Annotated in this window: 23 protein-coding genes and 1 tRNA gene; 5 read left to right on the top strand and 19 right to left on the bottom strand. The window is 68.3% G+C overall.

Features of this window, described 5'->3' with window-relative positions; genetic code table 11:
• Positions 1-10: 10 nt before the first annotated feature.
• The 5 genes from lptB to Q331_RS0105595 all read right to left on the bottom strand — a co-directional run bounded on the left by lptB (position 11) and on the right by Q331_RS0105595 (position 3687).
• On the bottom strand, positions 11-895 hold the full coding sequence (lptB, locus tag Q331_RS0105615; RefSeq protein ID WP_084174809.1) for an LPS export ABC transporter ATP-binding protein: 885 nt from the start codon (positions 893-895) through the stop codon (positions 11-13).
• A gap of 13 nt (positions 896-908) precedes the next feature.
• Positions 909-1523: an LptA/OstA family protein gene (locus Q331_RS20160; protein ID WP_051630634.1), complete on the bottom strand. Its 615-nt coding sequence runs from the start codon at positions 1521-1523 to the stop codon at positions 909-911.
• Entirely contained in the window at positions 1520-2212 is a 693-nt protein-coding gene (lptC, locus tag Q331_RS22905; RefSeq protein ID WP_169738470.1) for an LPS export ABC transporter periplasmic protein LptC, read from the bottom strand. Before lptC ends, Q331_RS20160 begins: the two co-directional genes overlap by 4 nt.
• 135 nt (positions 2213-2347) lie before the next feature.
• Positions 2348-2962, bottom strand: a complete 615-nt coding sequence (locus Q331_RS0105600) for a ribonuclease D (RefSeq protein WP_026379875.1) — start codon at positions 2960-2962, stop codon at positions 2348-2350.
• A 104-nt stretch (positions 2963-3066) separates the two neighbouring features.
• Positions 3067-3687: a helix-turn-helix domain-containing protein gene (locus Q331_RS0105595; RefSeq protein ID WP_026379874.1), complete on the bottom strand. Its 621-nt coding sequence runs from the start codon at positions 3685-3687 to the stop codon at positions 3067-3069.
• A gap of 285 nt (positions 3688-3972) precedes the next feature.
• Here Q331_RS0105595 and Q331_RS0105590 point away from each other — a divergent pair, with 285 nt between their 5' ends.
• The 4 genes from Q331_RS0105590 (at position 3973) to Q331_RS0105575 (ending at position 7478) form a co-directional block, all read left to right on the top strand.
• On the top strand, positions 3973-4716 hold the full coding sequence (locus tag Q331_RS0105590) for a substrate-binding periplasmic protein (RefSeq protein ID WP_034491120.1): 744 nt from the start codon (positions 3973-3975) through the stop codon (positions 4714-4716).
• A 90-nt stretch (positions 4717-4806) separates the two neighbouring features.
• Entirely contained in the window at positions 4807-5463 is a 657-nt protein-coding gene (locus Q331_RS0105585) for an amino acid ABC transporter permease (protein ID WP_026379872.1), read from the top strand.
• Entirely contained in the window at positions 5460-6191 is a 732-nt protein-coding gene (locus Q331_RS0105580) for an amino acid ABC transporter ATP-binding protein (protein ID WP_026379871.1), read from the top strand. Before Q331_RS0105585 ends, Q331_RS0105580 begins: the two co-directional genes overlap by 4 nt.
• 24 nt (positions 6192-6215) lie before the next feature.
• A complete protein-coding gene (locus Q331_RS0105575; protein WP_026379870.1) occupies positions 6216-7478 on the top strand; it encodes an NAD(P)/FAD-dependent oxidoreductase in 1263 nt (420 codons plus the stop codon).
• 299 nt (positions 7479-7777) lie between these two features.
• Here Q331_RS0105575 and Q331_RS0105565 read toward each other — a convergent pair.
• From Q331_RS0105565 to Q331_RS0105515, 11 genes are all read right to left on the bottom strand, one after another.
• Positions 7778-7862 (bottom strand) — tRNA-Leu (locus Q331_RS0105565).
• Between the two features lie 121 nt (positions 7863-7983).
• Complete coding sequence (locus Q331_RS20150) at positions 7984-9231, bottom strand: hemolysin family protein (protein ID WP_084174797.1); 1248 nt, start codon at positions 9229-9231, stop codon at positions 7984-7986.
• A complete protein-coding gene (gene ybeY / locus Q331_RS0105555) occupies positions 9231-9722 on the bottom strand; it encodes an rRNA maturation RNase YbeY (RefSeq protein ID WP_026379869.1) in 492 nt (163 codons plus the stop codon). The genes Q331_RS20150 and ybeY overlap by 1 nt, the downstream gene beginning before the upstream one ends.
• A gap of 7 nt (positions 9723-9729) precedes the next feature.
• On the bottom strand, positions 9730-10761 hold the full coding sequence (locus Q331_RS0105550; RefSeq protein WP_051630630.1) for a PhoH family protein: 1032 nt from the start codon (positions 10759-10761) through the stop codon (positions 9730-9732).
• Complete coding sequence (gene miaB / locus Q331_RS0105545) at positions 10761-12119, bottom strand: tRNA (N6-isopentenyl adenosine(37)-C2)-methylthiotransferase MiaB (RefSeq protein ID WP_026379867.1); 1359 nt, start codon at positions 12117-12119, stop codon at positions 10761-10763. The genes Q331_RS0105550 and miaB overlap by 1 nt, the downstream gene beginning before the upstream one ends.
• A 116-nt stretch (positions 12120-12235) precedes the next feature.
• Positions 12236-13060, bottom strand: a complete 825-nt coding sequence (locus Q331_RS20145; RefSeq protein WP_051630628.1) for a lysophospholipid acyltransferase family protein — start codon at positions 13058-13060, stop codon at positions 12236-12238.
• Between the two features lie 118 nt (positions 13061-13178).
• Positions 13179-13667, bottom strand: a complete 489-nt coding sequence (locus Q331_RS0105535) for a GNAT family N-acetyltransferase (protein WP_026379866.1) — start codon at positions 13665-13667, stop codon at positions 13179-13181.
• Positions 13664-14359: a tRNA (adenosine(37)-N6)-threonylcarbamoyltransferase complex dimerization subunit type 1 TsaB gene (tsaB, locus tag Q331_RS0105530; protein ID WP_026379865.1), complete on the bottom strand. Its 696-nt coding sequence runs from the start codon at positions 14357-14359 to the stop codon at positions 13664-13666. The genes Q331_RS0105535 and tsaB overlap by 4 nt, the downstream gene beginning before the upstream one ends.
• Before the next feature lie 71 nt (positions 14360-14430).
• A complete protein-coding gene (locus Q331_RS0105525; RefSeq protein WP_026379864.1) occupies positions 14431-15012 on the bottom strand; it encodes a NifU family protein in 582 nt (193 codons plus the stop codon).
• Positions 15013-15170: 158 nt separating this feature from the next.
• The gene (locus tag Q331_RS0105520; protein WP_026379863.1) at positions 15171-16052 is read right to left on the bottom strand and encodes a methylated-DNA--[protein]-cysteine S-methyltransferase; all 882 of its coding nucleotides are present in this window, start codon (positions 16050-16052) and stop codon (positions 15171-15173) included.
• Between the two features lie 78 nt (positions 16053-16130).
• Entirely contained in the window at positions 16131-16652 is a 522-nt protein-coding gene (locus Q331_RS0105515) for a DUF2244 domain-containing protein (RefSeq protein ID WP_051630627.1), read from the bottom strand.
• A gap of 22 nt (positions 16653-16674) precedes the next feature.
• Here Q331_RS0105515 and nth point away from each other — a divergent pair, with 22 nt between their 5' ends.
• A complete protein-coding gene (gene nth / locus Q331_RS20140) occupies positions 16675-17400 on the top strand; it encodes an endonuclease III (protein ID WP_051630623.1) in 726 nt (241 codons plus the stop codon).
• Positions 17401-17421: 21 nt separating this feature from the next.
• Here the strand turns inward: nth and Q331_RS22900 are convergent, their stop codons facing one another.
• The 3 genes from Q331_RS22900 to Q331_RS0105495 form a co-directional block, all read right to left on the bottom strand.
• Complete coding sequence (locus Q331_RS22900; RefSeq protein ID WP_051630622.1) at positions 17422-18537, bottom strand: thermonuclease family protein; 1116 nt, start codon at positions 18535-18537, stop codon at positions 17422-17424.
• Between the two features lie 15 nt (positions 18538-18552).
• Positions 18553-19239: a S24 family peptidase gene (locus Q331_RS0105500; RefSeq protein WP_026379861.1), complete on the bottom strand. Its 687-nt coding sequence runs from the start codon at positions 19237-19239 to the stop codon at positions 18553-18555.
• A gap of 116 nt (positions 19240-19355) precedes the next feature.
• Positions 19356-19934 carry a thioesterase family protein gene (locus Q331_RS0105495; RefSeq protein WP_026379860.1) on the bottom strand — a complete coding sequence of 193 codons (579 nt, stop codon included), beginning with the start codon at positions 19932-19934 and terminating at the stop codon, positions 19356-19358.
• Between the last annotated feature and the right edge of the window lie 14 nt (positions 19935-19948).

Below are 19948 nucleotides of genomic sequence, written 5' to 3'. Positions count from 1 at the left end.
GCGCCCGCCGTTAAAGTCGGAAGTGCTCTCCGAGGTAAACTCGCCGCACATCGGGGTTGGAGACGATCTCCTCCGGCGTGCCTTCCGTCAGCACCTCGCCGGAATGGATGATATAGGCGCGGTCGATGAGGCCGAGCGTCTCGCGCACATTGTGATCGGTGATGAGGACGCCGATACCGCGGGCGGTGAGATGGCGCACCAGCGCCTGAATGTCGCCGACGGCGATCGGGTCGATGCCGGCGAAGGGTTCGTCGAGGAGCATGAAGGCGGGCCGGCTGGCCAGCGCCCGGGCGATCTCGCAGCGCCGCCGCTCGCCGCCGGAGAGCGACAGGGCGGCGGATTTGCGCAGATGCGTGATGTGGAACTCCTCCAGGAGCGAATCGAGCTCCGCGAGGCGCTTCTTGCGGTTCGGCTCCACCACTTCCAGGATGGCGAGGATGTTGTCCTCCACCGACAGGCCGCGGAAGATGGAGGCTTCCTGCGGCAGGTAGCCGATGCCGAGCCGCGCCCGCTGGTACATGGGCAGGCGGGTGATGTCGTGGCCTTCCAGCTCGATGCGCCCGCCATCGGCGCGGATGAGCCCGGTGATCATGTAGAAGACGGTGGTCTTGCCGGCGCCGTTGGGGCCCAGGAGCCCGACCGATTCGCCCTGGCTGACGGCGAGCGAGACGTCCTTCACCACCTTGCGGCCCTTGAAGGATTTCTGCAGGCCGCGGGCGATGAGCCAGCCTTCCGCGCCGGCGACAGGGACGCTGCCGGCGACCGGCGCGGCCTCCTCGCCGTAGCCCGGATCGCGTCCGCCTCCTTTGCCGCCGAAGGCGAGGCGCGCGATCAGCGAGCGTCGGCGGCGCGGCTTGTCGCCGCTCGCCCGATCATCGGCGCCATCGCTGCGCATGAGCATCGTTCCGTCACTGCCCCGGCTGGTTGGCGGAGCCTGGCGCGATGATGGTCTGCACGCGCCCGCCCATCATCTCGGCCTGTTTGGTCGTCAGATCGACGACGAGTTTCTCGCCACGCACGACATTGTCGCCCTGGGTGAGGATGACATTGCCGAGGAGCGTGACGACTTCCGTCTCCATGTCGAAGACGGCCTGCTCGCCGGTCGCGGTCTTGTCCTCGGTGGTGACGATCACGCCGCCCTCCGCCTCGATGCGGGTGATGGAGGCGCCGGGTCCCCCGCCAAGGGCGCTCGCCGTGCCATCTTCCGCTTCGGCGTCGCCGGCGCCCTCCTGCGCCTCCGTCTGGTTGCCGCTGTAGTAGACGATGAGCTCCGTCGTCTCCAACACGGTCTCGGCCTGTCGCACCTTCACGTTGCCGCTATAGATGGCGATCTTCTCCTCGTCGCGCACCTCAAGCCGGTCCGCCTCAACGAGAATTGGATCGTCGGAGGAGGCGGAAAAGCCGCCGAAGGCCTCCCCGCCGAAGCCTTGCGCGGCAGCCGTTCCGGCAAGTCCGCCAAGATACGCAAGCAGGAGGAGAACTGCCAGGGCGGGGCGGATGGCCGGCGGGCGGGGCCGCTTCAATGGGTTACCGTCTCTGGGGGAGCGCCTGGCCGAGAGACCGTTTGCTTCGGCTCGGCGGCGGGCGCCTCGCGCTTTGGCGGCATCATGAAGGTGCGCACATTGCCCTCGATGACGATGTGCTTGCCGCCTTCCTTGGCGTCGAGAGCATCGCCCGTGGTGCGGCTGTCGTGGTAGGTGAGCGTTACCGGATTGGCCGATTGCAGCGTGCCGTCCTTGGTGTTCACCTTGGCGCCGTTGAGCGCCATGCCGTAGCCGTCGGCCGAATCGACCATCACCTCGCCGCCCATGATCAGCGAGCCGTTGGCGTTGTCGAAATCGGCGGCGAGCGCCTCAATGGCGATGGGTCCGCGTCCGGGCGCGGAGATATAGGCGATGATGTTTTCCAGCGTCACGGCATCCGGCGTGGCGAACTTCTGGATCGCCCGATCCGCCTCCAGGCGGAATTCGCGCTCATAGCGATCGAAGCCGGTGAGCTTGGGGTTGTCCATGATGATGGCGTTCTTGGCGATCGTCGTCTTGGCGATCGACAAATCGAAGTTCTCCCCGCTCGGTATCTGGCTGATGAAGACGGTGGCCGCAAGCGCGAGCGCGCCTCCGGCCGGCAGGGCCAGGCGCAGAAAGCGCACGACGAACGAATGCCGCCGCGCCGCGCGGTAGGCGGCGACGCGTCGCTGTGGACGGTCGAGCATACGGTCTTGCCGCGGCACCGTGTCCGCTGGCGTGGCGACCAGCATCATCCCTTCACCCTCTTCCCGGCTGGCCGGTCCCCTATCCCTTCTCAAGATGGTGTTTTTTAGGCGGGACGCCGATGCCGGAAATTCCCCTCATGCATGGGCGAAGATATCGCTATCTTCCCAGCCAAGCAAATCCAGTTCCGCGCGCACCGGCACGAAGCTGAAGCAGGCTTCCGCAAGCTTCAACCTGCTCTCCCGTTCCAGGCGGGTCTGCAGCGCCTGGCGTATGGCGTGCAGGTAGAGCACGTCGGCCGCCGCGTAGTGCAGCTGCGCCTCGCTGAGCTCTTCCGCCCCCCAATCGGAGCTCTGCTGCTGCTTCGACAATTCCAGGCCGAGCAGCTCGCGCGCCAGATCCTTCAGACCGTGCCGGTCGGTATAGGTGCGCGCCAGTTTGGAGGCGATCTTGGTGCACCAGATCGGCGTGGTGACGACCCCGAAGGCCTGCCGCAGCGCCGCCACGTCGAAGCGGGCGTAGTGGAAGAGCTTCAGCCGCGCCGGATCGGACAGAAGGCCGACGAGATTGGGCGCCTCGCGCTGGCCGGGACGGATGCGCACGATATCGGCGCTGTCGTCGCCGGGCGACAGCTGCACCAGGCAGAGCCGGTCGCGGCCGGGCTTCAAACCCATCGTCTCCGTGTCGACGGCGACCACCTCGCCGTAATGGGAAAGGTCGGGCAGGTCGCCCTCGTGAAAGCGGATCGTCATCTAAGGCCTCCTGCGGCAAGGCTCCTGACACGAAGCGCGGCGCGGGACAATGCCTGATGGCAACGCCCGCGCGCCATCCTGCGAGCCAGCCGGGGACCGAGCGCCTACCAGACGGGCGGCGTCGTCACCCACAGGACGCGGGTGGTGCCCTCGGCGAGATTGCGGAACTTGTGCGGCAGCCGGCTCTCGAAGGTGAAGGCGTCGCCCTCGCCGAGCCGGTAGAGGCTGCCGTCGACATAGAGCTCCAGCCGCCCCTCAAGCACGACGCCGCATTCCTCGCCTTCGTGGCTGTAAGCATCCTCGCCGGAGCCGCCGCCCGGCTGCAAAGCGATCTCCATCACCTGCAACACGCCTTCCTCGTTCGGGCTGAGGAACTCCTTCACCATGCCCTTGGCGCCGAAATCGACGCGCCGTCGCTGGCCCGACCTGACGATGCGTCGCGCCTCCTTCTCCGCATTTGCCTCCATCTCGCCGAAGAGCGCCAGAACGGGCATATCCAGGGCGGCGCAGATGGAACGCAGCGCCCGCACCGACGGCGAGGAGATGCCGCGCTCGATCTGGCTGAGCAGGCCGACCGAGATACTGGCGGCGTCGGCGACCTGCTTAAGGGAGAGGCCGCGCGCGCGACGAGCCTCGCGCACGGCGAAACCGAGCGATCGGTCGTCCTCGTGCGCCGCCTCTTCGGGGCTCGCCCGGCCGGCGCTTGCAAGCGACGCGGTTTTCATGCCGCCATCCATCCTTGTTCATATTTCTGAAATTCTAGCGGATTCGTGACGTATGGGAAAGCGCGCGACGTGTCTTGTCCTGGCGGAGAGGACTAGTTCCTGTAAGGAGCGCATGCATTCTTCTGTGTGGGCACGCTCTCCATGCGATGTCCGCGGGAGCGTTGCGCATCACCTTAATTTCATGATAGTGAAATTTCTGCGTCTGATCCACATGCGAAACCGGCCGGGGAGGTGCAGGGTCGCAGCTTCCATGGATCGCGGAGCCATCAAAGAACGGGGAATTTCATGGTCATGAAACAAATTGCCGCGCTTGCGACCGCAATGGCGATGGTCTTCGCCACGCCCGCCCTTGCCGATACCGTCACCGTCGGCGTCACCACGACCGGCGTGCCCTTCACCTTCATCGATACCGAAACGCAGGTGCCGACCGGCGCCATGGTGGATCTCGCAGAGGCGATCGCGGCCGACAACGGCTTTGAGGCGAAGTTCGAGGTGGTGGCCTTCTCCGCGCTCATCCCAGCCCTTTCGAGCGGCAAGATCGACCTCATCTCCGCCGGCATGTTCGCCACCGAGGAGCGCCAAAAAGTCGTCGACTTCTCCACCCCGGTCTACGCCTATGGCGACGGTATGTTCGTCTCCGCCGAGGACGAGAACGACTACACGCTCGAGGATTTGAAGGGCGAGACGATCGGCGCCCAGATCGGCACCACCTTCGCCGACAATCTTCAGGCGCTCGGTATCTTCGGCGAGGTGAAGCTCTACGATTCCATCTCCGACATCATGCGCGACGTGAAGCTCGGCCGCATCAAGGCCGGCTTCGGCGACAAGCCCATTGCCGCCTACCAGATCTCGCAGAAGCCGGAGCTCGGCGTGCGCCTGGTGGAGAATTACGAGCCGCTGAAATCGGGCGAGGTGGGGCTTGCCGTCGCCAAGGAGAACGGCGAGCTCCTGGAGAAGGTGAACGCCTCCATCGCCAAGCTGAAGGAAAGCGGCGAGCTGGACGCGATCTTCGCCAAATACGGCCTCTGAGACAGGTGAGCGGGGCGCCTCTCGCCCGCGGCGCCGGCCGCGGCGCGGGCCGTCCCGCCGCACCTCGCCTATCTGAGGAAACGTAAGACAATGACGGGTTTTTTCGCCAACGCCGGCATCTATCTTCCCATCTTGTTGAAAGGGGTATGGCTGACGATCGCCGTCACCTTTCTCGCCCTGACGCTGGCGACGTTGCTCGGCCTCGTCTGGGCCCTGTTCAGGACCTCCGGCATCGCCTGGCTCGCCATGGCCACCCGCGTCTTCGTGGAGTTTGTGCGCGGCATCCCGATCCTGGTCGTGCTGTTCTACATCTACTTCGTCATGCCGGAGGTCGGCCTCGACCTCACCGCCTTCCAGGCGGGCGTCGCCGGTCTGGCGCTGACCTATTCCTGCTATATCGGCGAGACCTTCCGCGCCGGCATCGAGGCGGTCGATCGCGGCCAGGTGGAGGCGGCCAAATCCATCGGCATGAAGCAGCCCTTGATGATGCGCCGGGTGGTGCTGCCCCAGGCCTTCAAGATCGTGGTCCCGCCCTATTCCAACAACATGGTGATGCTGTTGAAGGATTCCTCGCAGGTCTCGGTCATCTCCGTGGCCGAGTTGACCATGCAGGGCAAGATGCTGGCCTCTTCCACCTTCGACAACATGACGGTCTTCACCCTGGTGGCGCTGCTTTATCTGTGCCTGACCCTGCCGCTCAACTTCGTCATGCGGCGCGTGGAGATCGCCATGGGGAAGGCGCAATGATCAAGCTGGAGGACGTGCACAAATCCTTCGCCCAGCACGAGGTGCTGAAGGGGGTGGATGCCGAGATCAACAAGGGCGAGGTGGTCTGCCTCATCGGGCCGTCGGGCTCCGGCAAGTCGACGCTCCTGCGCTGCATCAACGGGTTGGAGGCCTATCAGCGGGGACGCATCAGCGTCGATGGCGAGACGGTGGATGTGGGCGCGCCGACGATCCACGACATTCGCACCCGCGTCTCCATGGTCTTCCAGCGCTTCAACCTCTTCCCGCACCGCACGGCGCTGGAGAACGTCATGGAGGGCCCGCGCTACGTGCTGAAGGAGGACGCGCAGGCGGCGCGCCAGCGCGCGACGCAGCTTCTCACCCGCGTCGGCCTCGCCGACAAGCTTCAGAGCTATCCGAGTTCGCTCTCCGGAGGCCAGCAGCAGCGCGTCGCCATCGCCCGGGCGCTCGCCATGCAGCCGGAGGCGATCCTCTTCGATGAGCCGACTTCCGCGCTCGATCCGGAGATGGTCGGCGAGGTGCTGCAGGTGATGCGCGCGCTTGCCGAGGAGCACATGACCATGCTCGTCGTCACGCACGAAATCCTCTTCGCCCGCGAGGTCGCCGATCGCGTCCTCTTCCTCGACGGCGGGCGCATCGTGGAGGAAGGACCCGCAGGCGAGCTCCTGCGCCATCCGAAACACGAGCGCACCCAGGACTTCCTGCGCCGCGTCACCCATCCCGTCTGACAGCTTCAAAGCGGACCGATTGCCATGTCGCATCCCGTCGCCTCGCTCTGGGCCGCCACCGCCGCGCCGGCGCCCGATACCCCGCCGCTGGCCGGCGAGCACAAGGCCGATATCGCCGTCATCGGCGCCGGCTTCACCGGCCTTGCCACGGCGCTGCGGCTTGCCGAGGGCGGCGCCTCTGTCATCGTTCTCAATAGCGGCGGGCCGGGCTTCGGCGGCAGCGGCCGCAATGGCGGCCAGGTCATTCCGGGCCTCAAATACGATCCCGATACGCTCGACCGGCTCTATGGCGAGGCGACGACCGATTTCGCCGGCCGCACCGCCGAGACCACCCTTTCGCTCATCGAGCGGCTCCGCATCGACTGCCAGGCGAGGCGCTGCGGCTGGATCCAGGCCTCCGTGAAGCGCGCGCATCTGCCGCTGCTTGCCGAGCGCATGCGCCAATGGCAGGCGCGCGGCGCCCCGGCGCGGATGCTCGGCGCCGCCGAGATGGAGCGGCGCATCGGCGGCCGCGGCTTCGTCGGCGGCTGGCTCGACGAAAGGGCCGGCTGCCTGCACCCGCTCTCCTATGCCCGCGGCCTTGCCCGCGCCGCCATCGCCGCCGGCGCCAGGGTACATGGCGACAGCGAGGCGAGGGCGCTGAAGCGCGCCGGCTCCGCCTGGCGGGTGGAGCTGTCCGGTGGAGCGATCCTCGCCGAGGAGGTCGTCGTTGCCACCAACGCCTATACCGGGCCCCTATGGCCGCGTCTTGAAGAGACGGTGGTGCCGGCCAACAGCATCCAGGTCGCCACGGCGAAACTGCCGGCAGAGCTCCTCGGCACCATCCTGCCGCAGGGCAACGTCGTTTCCGACAGCCGCCGGGTGATGAACTATTTTCGTGTCGGGCCGCAGGGACGGCTGATGATGGGCGGGCGCGGCCCCTTTGCCGAGCCGCGCGGGCCGCAGGATTACGCCCGCATCGTCGACGCGCTGCACGGCTTCTTCCCGCAGCTGCGCGAGGTGCCGATCGCGTATCGCTGGTCCGGGCGGGTGGCGATGACCTGGGATCATCTTCCGCATATCCACCAGCCCTTCCCCGATCTCACCATGGCGATCGGCTATAACGGCCGCGGCGTCGCCCTTGGAACCTCGCTCGGCCTTGCCATCGGCGAGCATCTTCTCGACCGCTCCCGGCCGTTGCCCCTGAAGCTCTCCGACATCAAGCCCCTGCCGGTGCACGGCCTTTATCCGGCCTATGCCTCGATCGCCGTCTGGTATTATCGCCTGCGCGACTCTCTGGAGAGCTGAGCGGGAAGGCGGGGCGTTGCGTGAGGCTTGCCCGAAAGGCATGGGGCGCAAGCCTGTCTGGGGCCCGTTCCGGCCGGCGCCGAAGGCGCCATCGATGCTGGGCCGGCAGAGCCCGCCGAGGATTTGCGAGGCGCTGCGGGGCGCGCTTTCACAGCCGGTTGCCGTGCCGGTGCGCCGCGCCGTCCTGCAAGAAAGAGAAACTCGCGCTGATCGCGCAGGCGAAGATCGACGAGAAGGTTTTTCCGTGATCTAGGCCGATCGCCCGCCAGGGCCGAGAGAGCCGGCGTGTCGTTCCGAAATGGTGCCCAGGAGAGGACTCGAACCTCCACGCCTTGCGGCACACGGACCTGAACCGTGCGCGTCTACCAATTCCGCCACCTGGGCTTCGGAAAAGCGGCTCCGTCTAATCCCATGCAGGCGAGGAAGTCAATGACAAGCAAGGGCTTTGCGGGGGCAATCACCATCTTCGACATCCTGCCGCGGCCAAGGCCGCGGCGTTGCGGCCTCAACCGCCCTGTGGGCGGGCCTGCGTCTTGTCGCTCTCGCCCTTCTCGCTCGCCTCCTCGCCGGTGCCGGTCTGTCTCGCCCCAGGGGCACCGGCCTCCAAGCTCGCGGAGCCGGCGAGTGGGGCAAGGTCCGGCGCGGCGAGTGGGGCCGCAGGCAGCGGCTCGCCGGGTTGGGCGGCGCCGACGCTCGCCACCGCGTCGGCCTGACGGCTCTTCACTCGCTGGGCGAGGCGCCCCTTGCGGCGTTCGCGGATCCTGACGCGCTTGATGCGCCGCGGATCGGCCTCCAGCACCTCGATCTCGTAGCCTTCCAGCGCGTGGACGATCTCGCCGCGCACCGGGATGCGCCCGAGGAGCGTGTAGATGAGGCCGCCGACCGTCTCTACCTCCTCGCCGAGCTCGCCGAGGAGAAAGCCGGGCCCGATGGCTTCGGAAAGGTCGTCGAGCTCGGCCCTGGCATCGGCCACATAGACGCCTTCGGCGATCTTGGTGATGTCCGCCTCGTCCTCGTCGTCGTGCTCGTCCTCGATCTCGCCGACGATGATCTCGACCAGATCCTCCAGCGAGATGAGCCCGTCCGTGCCGCCATATTCGTCGATGACGAGGGCCATCTGCGTGCGCCCCGCCTGCATGCGCTCCAAGAGCATGCGCGCCGGCATGGAGGGCGGCACGAAGAGGATGGGCCGGATGATGCCGGTGGTGCTGAGCGGCCGGCTGAGATCGACTGGCGAGAAGTCGAGCTTGGCGGAGAACTTGAAGCGGCGCTCCGTCTCGTCTTCGCTCGCGCCCTCGGCGGAGGGATGGGCAACGTCCTTGCGCGCCTGCTCCAGCACCCAGCCGACGACGTCTTTCAGATGCACCATGCCGATCGGGTCGTCGAGCGTGTCGCGATAGACCGGCATTCTGGAATGGCCGGCCTCCTTGAAGGCCATCAGGACCGTGGCGAGCGGCACGTCGTGATCGACCGCGTCGATATCGGCGCGCGGCAGCATCACGTCTTCGACGCGCATATCGCCGAGTTTCAGGATGGCGCGCAGCATGGCGCGCTCTTCCGGCGCAAAGGCCTCTCCGGCCGCCTCGTCGGCGGCCAGAACGTGCTCGATCTCCGAGCGTGCCGAGCCGTTGCTCTTCAGCCCGAGCATGGTTTTCACGGTCTGGCGTAGCCGTTCGGCAACGCTCTCCGAGGCCGTGTCGGTGGAATAATCTTCCGCAAGCCCCGCGGGACTTCGGGCGCTGTCGTCGCTCATCATCGCGTCGCCGGCACTTCGGGCTCGCCGTAGGGATCGGCAATGCCGATCTGCGCGAGCGCCTGCCGCTCCAGCGTTTCCATCTCCTCTGCTTCCGTCTCTATTTGGTGATCAAAACCGACCAGATGCAAGCAGCCATGCACGAGAAGATGGGCAAAATGGTCGAGAAATTCTTTTTCGCTCGCTATCGCCTCGCCCCGCAACGTCTCTTCCGCCAGCACGATGTCGCCCAGAAGCGGGCCCGGCGGCTGCGGATAGGAGAGGACGTTGGTCGGCCCCTTCTTGCCGCGCCAGGCCTCGTTGAGCCTGGCAATCGCCGCATCGTCGGTCAGCACGACGCTGATCTCGGCCGGCTCGCCGCCCGCGAAAGGAGGCTGCCAGCCCGCCGCTTGCAGCGCCGCCCCCACGGCCCGCTCCATCAGCGGGCGCAAGGCGGCTTCGGGCGGCCAGTCGCCGGCCTCCACGGCAATCTCGATGCGCACCGTCGGCATGCTCGCTTCAAAGCTCCGCCTTGGCGGCGGAGCGCCCGTCGCTCTCATAGGCGTCGACGATGCGTTGCACCAGCGGATGGCGCACCACGTCTTCCGCCTGGAAGCGCACCACCTCCACGCCCTCCACATCGCCGAGGATGCGCGTCGCCTCGATGAGGCCGGACATCTCGCCCTCCTTGAGGTCGATCTGGGAAGGATCGCCGGTGACGACCATCTTGGAGCCCTCGCCGAGGCGGGTGAGGAACATCTTCATCTGCATGGCCGTGGCGTTCTGCGCCTCGTCGAGGATCACCGCCGCATGGGCGAGGGTGCGTCCGCGCATGAAGGCGAGCGGCGCGATCTCGATCGTGCCGGAGGCCAGAAGCCGCTCCACCTTGTCGGCGGCCATCATGTCGTAGAGCGCGTCGTAGAGGGGTCTGAGATAGGGATCGACCTTCTCGCGCATGTCGCCGGGCAGGAAGCCGAGCCGCTCGCCCGCCTCCACGGCCGGGCGCGAGAGGATGACGCGCTCGATATCGCCGCGCTCCAGAAGCGCGGCGGCGAAGGCGACGGCCAGATAGGTCTTGCCGGTGCCGGCCGGGCCGATGCCGAAGATCAGCTCGCAGCGATCCATGGCGCGGATATAGGCGTCCTGGCGCGGCGTCCTTGCCGTGACGGAGCGCTTTCTGGTGCCGATCTGGGCGAGCTGCATGCGCGCGCCGGCCTCAAAGCTCGGCAGCGAGAATTGCGCGCCGGGGCTGTCGGCCATGCGGATGGCGCCCTCCACGTCGCCCTGATGGATATGATGGCCCTCCATGGCGCGCTGATAGAGCGAATTGAGGATGCCCCGGGCCTGGCGCAGGGCGTCCGGCCCGCCGCGCAGGATGACGACATTGCCGCGCGCCACGGCCTCGACGCCGAGCCGGCGCTCGATCAAGGCAAGGTTCTGGTCGTATTCGCCGAACAGTTCGCTCGCCAGGCGGTTGTCGTCGAAGACAAGCTCCATCTCCTCGGTTCCGCCGGAACGGTCCTTCCTGGAGCGCGCGCCGGCGAGCGCCATCAGGCGGTGAGCCTCTCGCCTGCCGCGCCGGCAAGACGGGCAAAAAGGCTGTTGCTGCCGAGGCCTTCAACGACGACGGGAACGATCTCGCCGATCTGACGGCCGGGCGCGTCGACATTGACCGCCTGCAGGAAGGGCGAGCGGCCGACGAGCTGGCCGGCCCGTCTGCCGGGGCGCTCCAGAAGCACATCCATGGTGAGGCCGACGGTGGCGGCGTTGAAGCGCTTCTGCTGCTCGCCGATGAGCGCCTGCAGGCGGGCGAGCCGCTCCGCCTTGACGCTCTCTGCCACCTGCTCGCGCGAGGCGGCGGGCGTGCCAGGGCGCGGCGAATACTTGAAGGAATAGGCCGAGGCGTAGCCGACGCGCTCCACGAGATCCAAGGTGGCGGCGAAATCCTCTTCCTCCTCGCCCGGAAAGCCGACGATGAAATCGCCGGAAAGGGCGAGGTCGGGCCGCGCCTGGCGCAGCCTGTCGATGATGCTGAAATACGCCTCGCGTCCGTGGCGGCGGTTCATGGCGGCGAGGATGCGGTCGGAGCCCGACTGCACGGGAAGGTGCAGATAGGGCATCAACTTCTCGCAAGCGCCATGCGCGGCGATGAGGTCGTCCGACATGTCGCGCGGATGCGAGGTGGTGTAGCGGATGCGGGCGAGCTCCGGCAGTTCGGCGAGCTCCAGGATGAGGCGGGCGAGCGACCAGTCGCGCCCGTCGGGGCCCTTGCCGTGATAGGCGTTGACGTTCTGGCCGAGCAGCATGATTTCGCGCACGCCGGAGCTGAGCAGCCGCTTGGCCTCCGCGACGATCTTCGCCGCCGGCCGGGAGAACTCGCCGCCGCGCGTATAGGGCACGACGCAGAAGGTGCAGAATTTGTCGCAACCTTCCTGCACGGTCAGGAAGGCGCTCGGCGCCGCGCTTTTCGGCGGGGCGGGCAGGCGCTCGAACTTTGTCTCGTCGAATTCGGTCTCCACCGCTGCGCCGCCCTGGCGGGCGCGGGCGAGCGTCTCCCCGAGGCGGTGGTAGCTCTGCGGGCCGACGACGACGTCGACGGCCGGGGCGCGGCGGATGATCTCCTCGCCCTCCGCCTGGGCGACGCATCCGGCAACCGCGATCTCCACCCGGCGCCCCTCGCGCCTTGCCGCCTCCTTCAGATGGCGGATGCGCCCGACCTCCGAATAGACCTTTTCGGCCGCCTTTTCGCGGATATTGCAGGTGTTGAGAACGATGAGGTCGGCGCCGTCGGGGCCTTCCACCGGCTCATAGCCCTCGCGCGCCAGCACGTCCGCCATACGAGCCGAGTCGTAGACGTTCATCTGGCAGCCATAGGTCTTGATGAAGACTTTGCGTCTCGCCGTATTCATCGAGAACGGCGCGTGCTCCTCGCCTGGCGCGTCATCGGCTAGCTGTAGCGGAAAGACGCGTCTGTCGCTAGACCCTCTTAAGTCGGCCCTCGCGCCGGCGACGATGGCCAGCGGCTCTAGGCCTGCGGCGTGCCGACGTCGGCGAGCACGGTATCGGGATCGCGGCCGCAATTGAGCTCGGCGACGGCCTTGCGCACCGCCGCGCCGGCCGCCGCCGCGGCCTTCTTGCGGTCGTGCCCGGGAAGGATCTGGACCGGCGGCAGGAAGGCGACATGCACGTCGATGCCGCCGCGCGACATCAGCTTGGAAAGATGGGGGACGAGGTCCATGTCGCCGAACCAGGCGACCCAGCGTCGGTGCTGGCGCCCGAGCGGCATGCCGAGCATCCTGGTATAGGCGATGGCGACCGGCTGCAGCACCGCCGGCCTATCCCCGAGGGCGCCGTTCTGGGCGGCGCCGAGGATGGCGGAGCGGAAGGGCAGGACGATATTGCCGTCCGACGAGGTGCCTTCCGGAAACAGCACCATCACGTCGCCCGCGGCGAGCCGGGCGGCGATCTCCTCATTGGCCTTGCCGGTGGCGCGGCGCTTTTCCCGGTCGATGAAGACGGAGCGTTGCAGCCTGGCGAAGAGGCCGAAGAGCGGCCAGTCGGCGACTTCCCTCTTGGCGATGAAGGAGAGCGGCGCGATGGCGCCGAGGACGGAGATATCGAGCCAGGAAATATGGTTGGAAAGGAGCAGCAGCGGGCGCTCCCTGGCCATTTCGCCATGCACGAAGAGCCGCACATCGAGGAGGCGCAAGACGAAGCGGTGCCAGTAGAGCGGGATCGTCTTCTGCGCGCTCCAGCCCATCCTGACACTGACGGCCTGCGCCGGGACGGCGACGATGAGCGAGAGGAAGAAGAGCGTGGCGGCGGTGAAGAACCGCAGATAGGCGAACATCGGCGCTAGGCGCTCCCGCCGAAAGGTCCCGGCGCGCCGCCGGCAAGCGCGTCAAGAGCCGCTTTTTCCTCTGCGCTCAGCTGTAACATGGCCTCAATCCCGCCCTCCGGCCGGTTCGCTAGAGGAGTTGCCGGCGCATGACAAGCGCGGGCAGGCGGGCCTCATCGTCGCTGGCGTAATAGGCCGGGCGCTGGCCGACCTCGTCGAAGCCGAGGCGGCGGTAGAGCGACACGGCCGGCTCATTGCCCGCCTCCACCTCCAGATGCAGCGCCGCGGCGCGCTCGTGATAGAGGCGACGCATCGCCTCCTCCATCAGCCGGCGGGCGACGCCGCGGCGGCGATAGGCGGCGCGCACGGCAATGGTGATGATCTCCGAATCGTCCGCCGCCTGGCGAAAGAGCACGAAGCCGGCGGGCCCCGTCGTGCCGAAGCGGCTGGTATGGAAGGCGATCAGCGCCGAGACGCCCTTCTGCGACAGGAAGGAGACGAAATCGCCGTCGGTCCAGGCATGGCGGAAGGTGCCGCGATGAATGGCGGCCAGCATCGGCGCGTCCGCCGCGCTCGCCTCGCGCAGCGTGATCCGGGGTCTAAGGAGGCCGCGCTTCATTGCCGTGCCACCGCCTTGCCTGTCTGCGGCTTGGCGTCCGGCGGGCGCAGATAGACAGGCGCGGGCGGGCTCTCGCCGCGTCCTGAAAGGGCCATGGTGGCGACGACGCCGATATCGGCACCGCCCTGCTTGCCGAGACATGACGCGCTTACGCCGGCTTCTCGCAGCGCCTCGGCGACGCTGGCGGCCGCCGCGCCGGTGAGGAGGAGGCCGTTGCCCGCATGCGGTGAGAGAAGGCTTGGCGCGTCCGCTTCGGCGAGGCGCCTGGAGGCGAGGAGCACGCCGCCGGCCGCCGCCTCCGCCCTCAGATAGAGATTGCCGCGCCCGGCGGGAAGGAGCGCGGCGATGACGCCGCCGGTCACCGTGCCGCGCGCCGCCTCGATCATCGCCTCCAGAACGTCGATGCCGCGTGCGGGGATGGCCAGAGCGAGCGCCAGGCCGCGCGCCGCTGCCACGCCGATCCTCACCCCGGTGAAGGAGCCGGGGCCGGTCGTCGTCGCCACGAGCTCGACATCGCCATAGCCGAGGGCGGCTTCCTGAAGCGCCTGATCGATCAGGGGAAACAGCCTCTCGGCATGGCCGCGGCCGATAGCCTCCTCGGCGCGGGCGAGGAGGCGCGCACCTCCTTTATCGGAGGCGGCCAGGGCGACGGCGCAGAGCTCGCCGGACGTATCGAGGGCAAGGCAGATCATCACCCCCGATCTATCGGGGGGCGGCATGGCTGTCGAGTTGCGTTGAGCGCCTTCGCGAACGCTGCCGGCCGTCAGACCGGACGCACCTCGGTGACGTCCGGCACGAAATGGCGCAGAAGGTTCTCGATACCGTGCTTCAGCGTCGCCGTGGAGGAGGGGCAGCCGGCGCAGGCGCCGCGCATATTGAGGAACACGACGCCGTCCTTGAAGCCCTGGAAGGTGATGTCGCCGCCGTCATTGGCGACGGCCGGGCGCACGCGCGTGTCGATGAGCTCCTTGATCATGGCGACGGTTTCTGAATCGGAGGCGTCGAAGAACTCGCCTTCCTCGCGCCTCTCGCCGCCATCGGCCCCCATATCGGCGACGACCGGGGCGCCGGACATGTAATGCTCCATGATGGCGCCGAGGACGGCTGGTTTGATATGTGGCCAGTCGAGCGCCTCGCCGCCGGCGGCCGATTTTGTCACGGTGATGAAATCGTGGCCGAGAAAGACGCCTGAGACCCCGTCGACGTCGAAGATGCGCGCCGCAAGCGGCGAGGCGGCGGCCTCGTCGGCGGAGCGGAAATCGCGCGTATCCCCGGGCAGGACGGGCTTGCCGGGCAGGAACTTCAACGTTGCCGGGTTCGGGGTCTCTTCGGTCTGGATGAACATGTCGGCCTCTCGGGCACCGCGCGCCGGGCATCGCGCCGCGGCACTTTTGCAAATCTCCGCTAGGAGATGGACCTCGCCGCGCGTGCCGTCAAGGGTCGCCGGAAGGGCTTGCGCGCGGGCTCTGGGGTGGGCGCGGCCCCGCCGGACGGGCCTTCTTCTCAGCCGGCGGCCGCCATTCCGGTCTCCCAGCCGAGCATGGCGCGCTTGCGCGTCAAGCCCCAGTGATAGCCCGTCAGCGCCCCGCTGCGGCCGAGCACGCGGTGGCAGGGCACGACGAAGGAGATGGGGTTGCGGCCGACCGCGGCACCGACGGCGCGCGCCGCCTTCGGCCGCTCGATCTTCTTGGCGATGTCGGAATAGGTGGTGGCGCTGGCGAAAGGGATCTGGAGGAGACTCTCCCACACGCGCACCTCGAAGTCGGAGCCGATGAAGACGACGCGCAGCGGCTCCTCCTCGCGCCAGGCGGAGGTGTCGAAGACGCGGCGCGCCAGGGGCGCCGTCGCCTGTGGCGCGTGGCGGTATCGCGCCTTCGGGTAGCGGGCCTGCATTTCCGCCAGCACCTTCTCCTCGTTGCCCGATCCGGGGCCATCCTCGGCGAAGGCGAGGCCGGTCAGCCCGTATTCGGTGGCCATCAATAGCGCCTTGCCGAAGGGCGAGGGATGGAACCCCCAGACCATCTCCATGCCCGCGCCGCGCCCTTTATAGGCGCCTGGCGTCATCGCATGGTGGCTGACGAACAGGTCGTGCAGGCGTCCCGGCCCGGAAAGACCGACCTCGTAGGTGGTGTCGAGCACGGAGGCGGAATCCTCAAGCAGGCGGCGCGCATGGTCGAGCGTGACCGCCTGCAGGAAGCCCTTCGGCGACAGGCCGCACCAGCGGGTGAAGAGTTTCTGCAGGCGCGTCGGCGTCATGCCGACATGGCGCGCCAGCTCGTCCAGCTCCGGCTGGTCGCGATAGTTCTCGGTGAGGTAGGCGATAACGCAGGAGACGGTGCGGTAATCGTCCCCTGCGAGCGTCGGGCGCGGGCTCTGCATGGTCATGGCATCGTATCGTGGCTGCTTGAAACCTGCCACAATATGGCGTGGCCGCCGGCCGCCAGCCACCCGATTCTTGCCGTCTCAGCCCGCGGCCGCAAGCACCGGCGGGCGGCGCGCTTCGGCGAGCGCGGCGGCGAGCGCGCGCGCAAAGCTCGCCCGGTCCTCCGGATTGAGGAAGTCGCCGATCGGCACCTCCGTCTCGCGGCTGACGGCCTTCAGGCCGACGACGCCCTCATCCTCCTCGCGGAGCACTTCCAGCCGCGTCCAATAGGGATTAAGCCGCAGCTCCAGGTCGCGGCCATTGGCGGCCACCTTGCGGATAAGGAGGACGCTCCGGCTCACCGCCACCTTCTCGAAGGCGCGGGCGGAACGGTAGCTAAGGCGGAAGGCGAACCAGACGATGACGAAGTCCAGACCGAAGATGCCGGCGATCGGCCAGGCCCCGAGACGCCAGAAGAGGAAGGCGGAGAAAAGGCAGATGGCGCCGAAAACGCTCATCAGCACGGAGTAGCCGCCCGTCCCCAGCGAGCGGTGCGGGGTGAGCGTGGCGGAGAAGATGGTCGGCTCCGCCGCCGTGACAGGGGGCAGATGGCTCTCGCTCATTTAAAGTGATTATAGGAAAGCGATGGCAAAAGGCACGACAAAGAAGCCGGCGAAGCGGAGGAGGGTGGCACGGCCCTCGCTCCTGTCGGGGGAGGAGATAACGACCCTTTTTGCGCGGCTGCGGGCCGAGCGGCCGGCGCCGGAAAGCGAGCTGGAATATGCCGACCCCTATACGCTCCTCGTCGCCGTCGTGCTGTCGGCACAGGCGACCGATGCCGGCGTCAACAAGGCGACGCGGGTGCTCTTCAAGGACGCGCCGACGCCCGAAAGGATGGTGGCGCTGGGCGAGGCGGGCGTGCGCGAGCGCATCAAGACGATCGGACTGTTTCGCAACAAGGCGAAGAACGTCGTGGCGCTGTCTGAGAAGCTTCTCGCCGAGCATGGCGGCAAGGTGCCGCAAAGCCGGGCCGAGCTGGAGGCGCTGCCGGGCGTCGGGCGCAAGACCGCCAATGTCGTCCTCAATGTCGCCTTCGGCCATAAGACGATTGCCGTCGATACGCATATCTTCCGCATCGCCAACCGCACCGGCCTTGCCCCCGGCAAGGATCCGCGCGCCGTGGAAGAGGCGCTGGAGGCCGTCGTGCCGGACGAATTCGCGCTGCATGCGCATCACTGGCTGATCCTGCACGGGCGCTATGTCTGCGTGGCGCGCCGGCCCAAATGCCCCGAATGCGCCATCGCCGATATCTGCCGCTACGCCGATAAGACAGAGCCGGCGGGCGACGTCCTGGCGCAAAAGGCAACATAGGCCTGCCGCCGGACGCCGCCTTTATTGCGGCGTGAGACCCGGCGTGAGGCCGGGGGTGAGGCCCGGCGTAGGGTCCGGCGTGAGGCTCGGCGTAGGGCTCGGCCCCGGCGGCACGGGCGCGGCGGGCGCGCCGGGCGGCCCTGAAAGCTCCGGCGCGCCGGGCGGCCCTGAAAGCTCCGGCGCGCCGGCCGGCTCCTCAAGGCTGAGCGGCGGCAGGATCGGCTCCGGCGGCGCGGGCGCCGGCGGCAGCGGCGTGGCGGCGCCGGGCCGCTTTGGGCTCCAGATGCCGCGTTCGGCCTTGCGCGCCTCTTCTTCCGCCTCGCCGTAGCGCGGCACGGCGGCCCGCGCCCAGCCCTGGCGCACCAGCCATTGCGCCAGATCCGTCTCGCCGAGCCGGCATTGGCTCGTCTCCGGCAAGTCGGCTTCGCCGGCGGGAATGGTACAATCGACGGCCCGGCCGCGGATGAGGCGTCTCAGCGCCGCGCGCGCCATCATTCCGCAGGGCCAGGGCTCCGCGCCGCAGCTTTCCTCCACCCCGGGCGCCTCGATGCCGGCAAGCCGCACCTGCCTCTCGCCGGCCTTCAGCCTGCCGGCGGAGACGACGAGGGGCCGCAGGAGCCTTTCGCTGCGGGCCTCGGCCGGCGGCGGAGGCTCCTCCGGTACCGGCGGCGCCGGCGGTTCCACCCGGATGAGCGGGCCGGTCACTTCCGGCCCGCGCGTGAAGCCCGGTGGCGTCACGTCGCGCAAGGCCGGGGCGACGGTCACCTCGCCGGCGGGCGCCGGCGGCGCGTCTTGCGAGGGCGCCATGTCTGCGCCCGGCGCCGCAACCTCGCCCGGCGCCGCATCCTCGCCCGGCGCCGCATCCTCGGCCGGCGCCGTTCCTTCCCCCGACGTTTCGTCCTTCCTCGGTGCCGCCTCCGCCTCGCTCGCGTCCTCTGCCGCCGGCGACGTCTCCGCCGGCGCGGCGGGCGGTGTCACGGAGGTTTGCGAGGCGGGAGCGTTGACCTCCGGCGCGCTCGCCGCCGCGGGGGCCTCGGAGGCCTCCTCGGGCGGCGGAGATGGCAGCAGCCAGAAGATGGCGAGGCCGGCCGCCACGAGGATGGCGAGGACCGCGGTCGCGCGCGCGATGAGCCCCATCAGCCTTCCCCGCCGCTACTGGCTTGCCCAGATGATGCGCCCGATCCATTCCAGCTCGGCGAGCGGCACCACGCGCGCGGCATGTTCCGGATTGAGCGAGGCGAGCTCGAGCTTGGTGGTCGTCTGCCGCTTCAGCACCTTGGCCATGACCTCGCCCTCCGCCGTCTTGGCGACGACCCGGTCGCCGGGGCGCAGCTGCGCGGTCTGCGAGACGATGATGACGTCGCCGTCGCGATAGAGCGGCAGCATGGAATCGCCGCTGACCTCGAGCGCGAAGGTGCCCTCCGACCTTGGCGAGGGCAGCTCGATCTCGTCCCAGCCCTGGCCGACGGGATAGCCGGCATCGTCGAAGAAGCCGCCGGCGCCGGCCTGGGCCATGCCGAGCAGGGGCACGCGCGCCGGCATCGGCAGCCTTCCCTCCAGGCCGCTCTCCAAATCGAGGCCCGAGGCCGCGTCGGCGCCGCGCCCGCGCATCGCCACCAGGGCGATGAATTCGTCCAGCGAGGCGCCGGTGGCTTTGAGGATCTTGGCGATGGATTCGGTGGAGGGCCAACGCGGCCTGCCATCGGCCGAATGCCGCTTGGAGCGGTTGAAGGCGGTGGGGTCGAGCCCGGCCTTGCGCGCGAGCGCCGAGGCCGTCAGCCCATGACGTTTGGCGAGGGCATCGATGGCGCCCCAGACGGTGGAATGGGTCCAGGCCATGGTCGAGCGGCTACCCCGGCCGGTGAACAACGCCAGGAATATAGTCCTCTTCCTCGGCAAAGCACAACTGCGCCGGCCGGCTTTTGCAAGGGGAATCGTCGGGCCGTTGGCGCTTTTCAGGCGATGGCGGCCTGTTGCCCCTCCATCGCCTTGGCCTGCGCCCTCAAGGTTCTTTGCGAGGCGAGGAAGGCGGCAAGCTCCTCGTCGGGCTCCGGCGCCGCCGCCTTAATGCCGAGAAGGTCGAAGATCTCCTCCGGGGGGACGAAGCGCCGGCCCTTGCGGTCGTAGATGCCGCCCCAGGTCAGCGCCTTGGCGGCGATGCGCGCATCCGCGTCCTCGCCGACATGGAACAGATGCTCGCCGACGACATGCGTCTCCTGCCAGGTGACGAGCCGCGAGGCGAGGCGGAAGCTGCCTCCCATGCGGATTTCGCGCCGAAACACGATGGAGACGCCGCCCAGCATCGGCGCCCAGCCGCGCTTCATCGCCTCGCGCCACAGCCCGAAGCGCAAAAACAGGTCGAGCCGGCCGACATCGGCGAGCATCAGATAGCGCCCGTTGGTCACGTGCAGGTTGGTGTCGCAATCCCACGGCCAGGCGCGGAAGGAAAGCTCCGAGACGCCGAACGGGGCCTCAAGCGGGGGCCTTGTCTTGGCGAAGAGCCCAAGCCTGAGCAATCGTCCCCAGACGTACATGTTGCTGTGCTTTC

The sequence above is a fragment of the Afifella pfennigii DSM 17143 genome (assembly GCF_000688515.1).
In the GTDB taxonomy this organism is placed as follows: Bacteria; Pseudomonadota; Alphaproteobacteria; order Rhizobiales; family Afifellaceae; genus Afifella; species Afifella pfennigii.
Note: the sequence above shows the minus strand (reverse complement) of the source record. Positions and strands in the feature narration are given on the sequence as shown.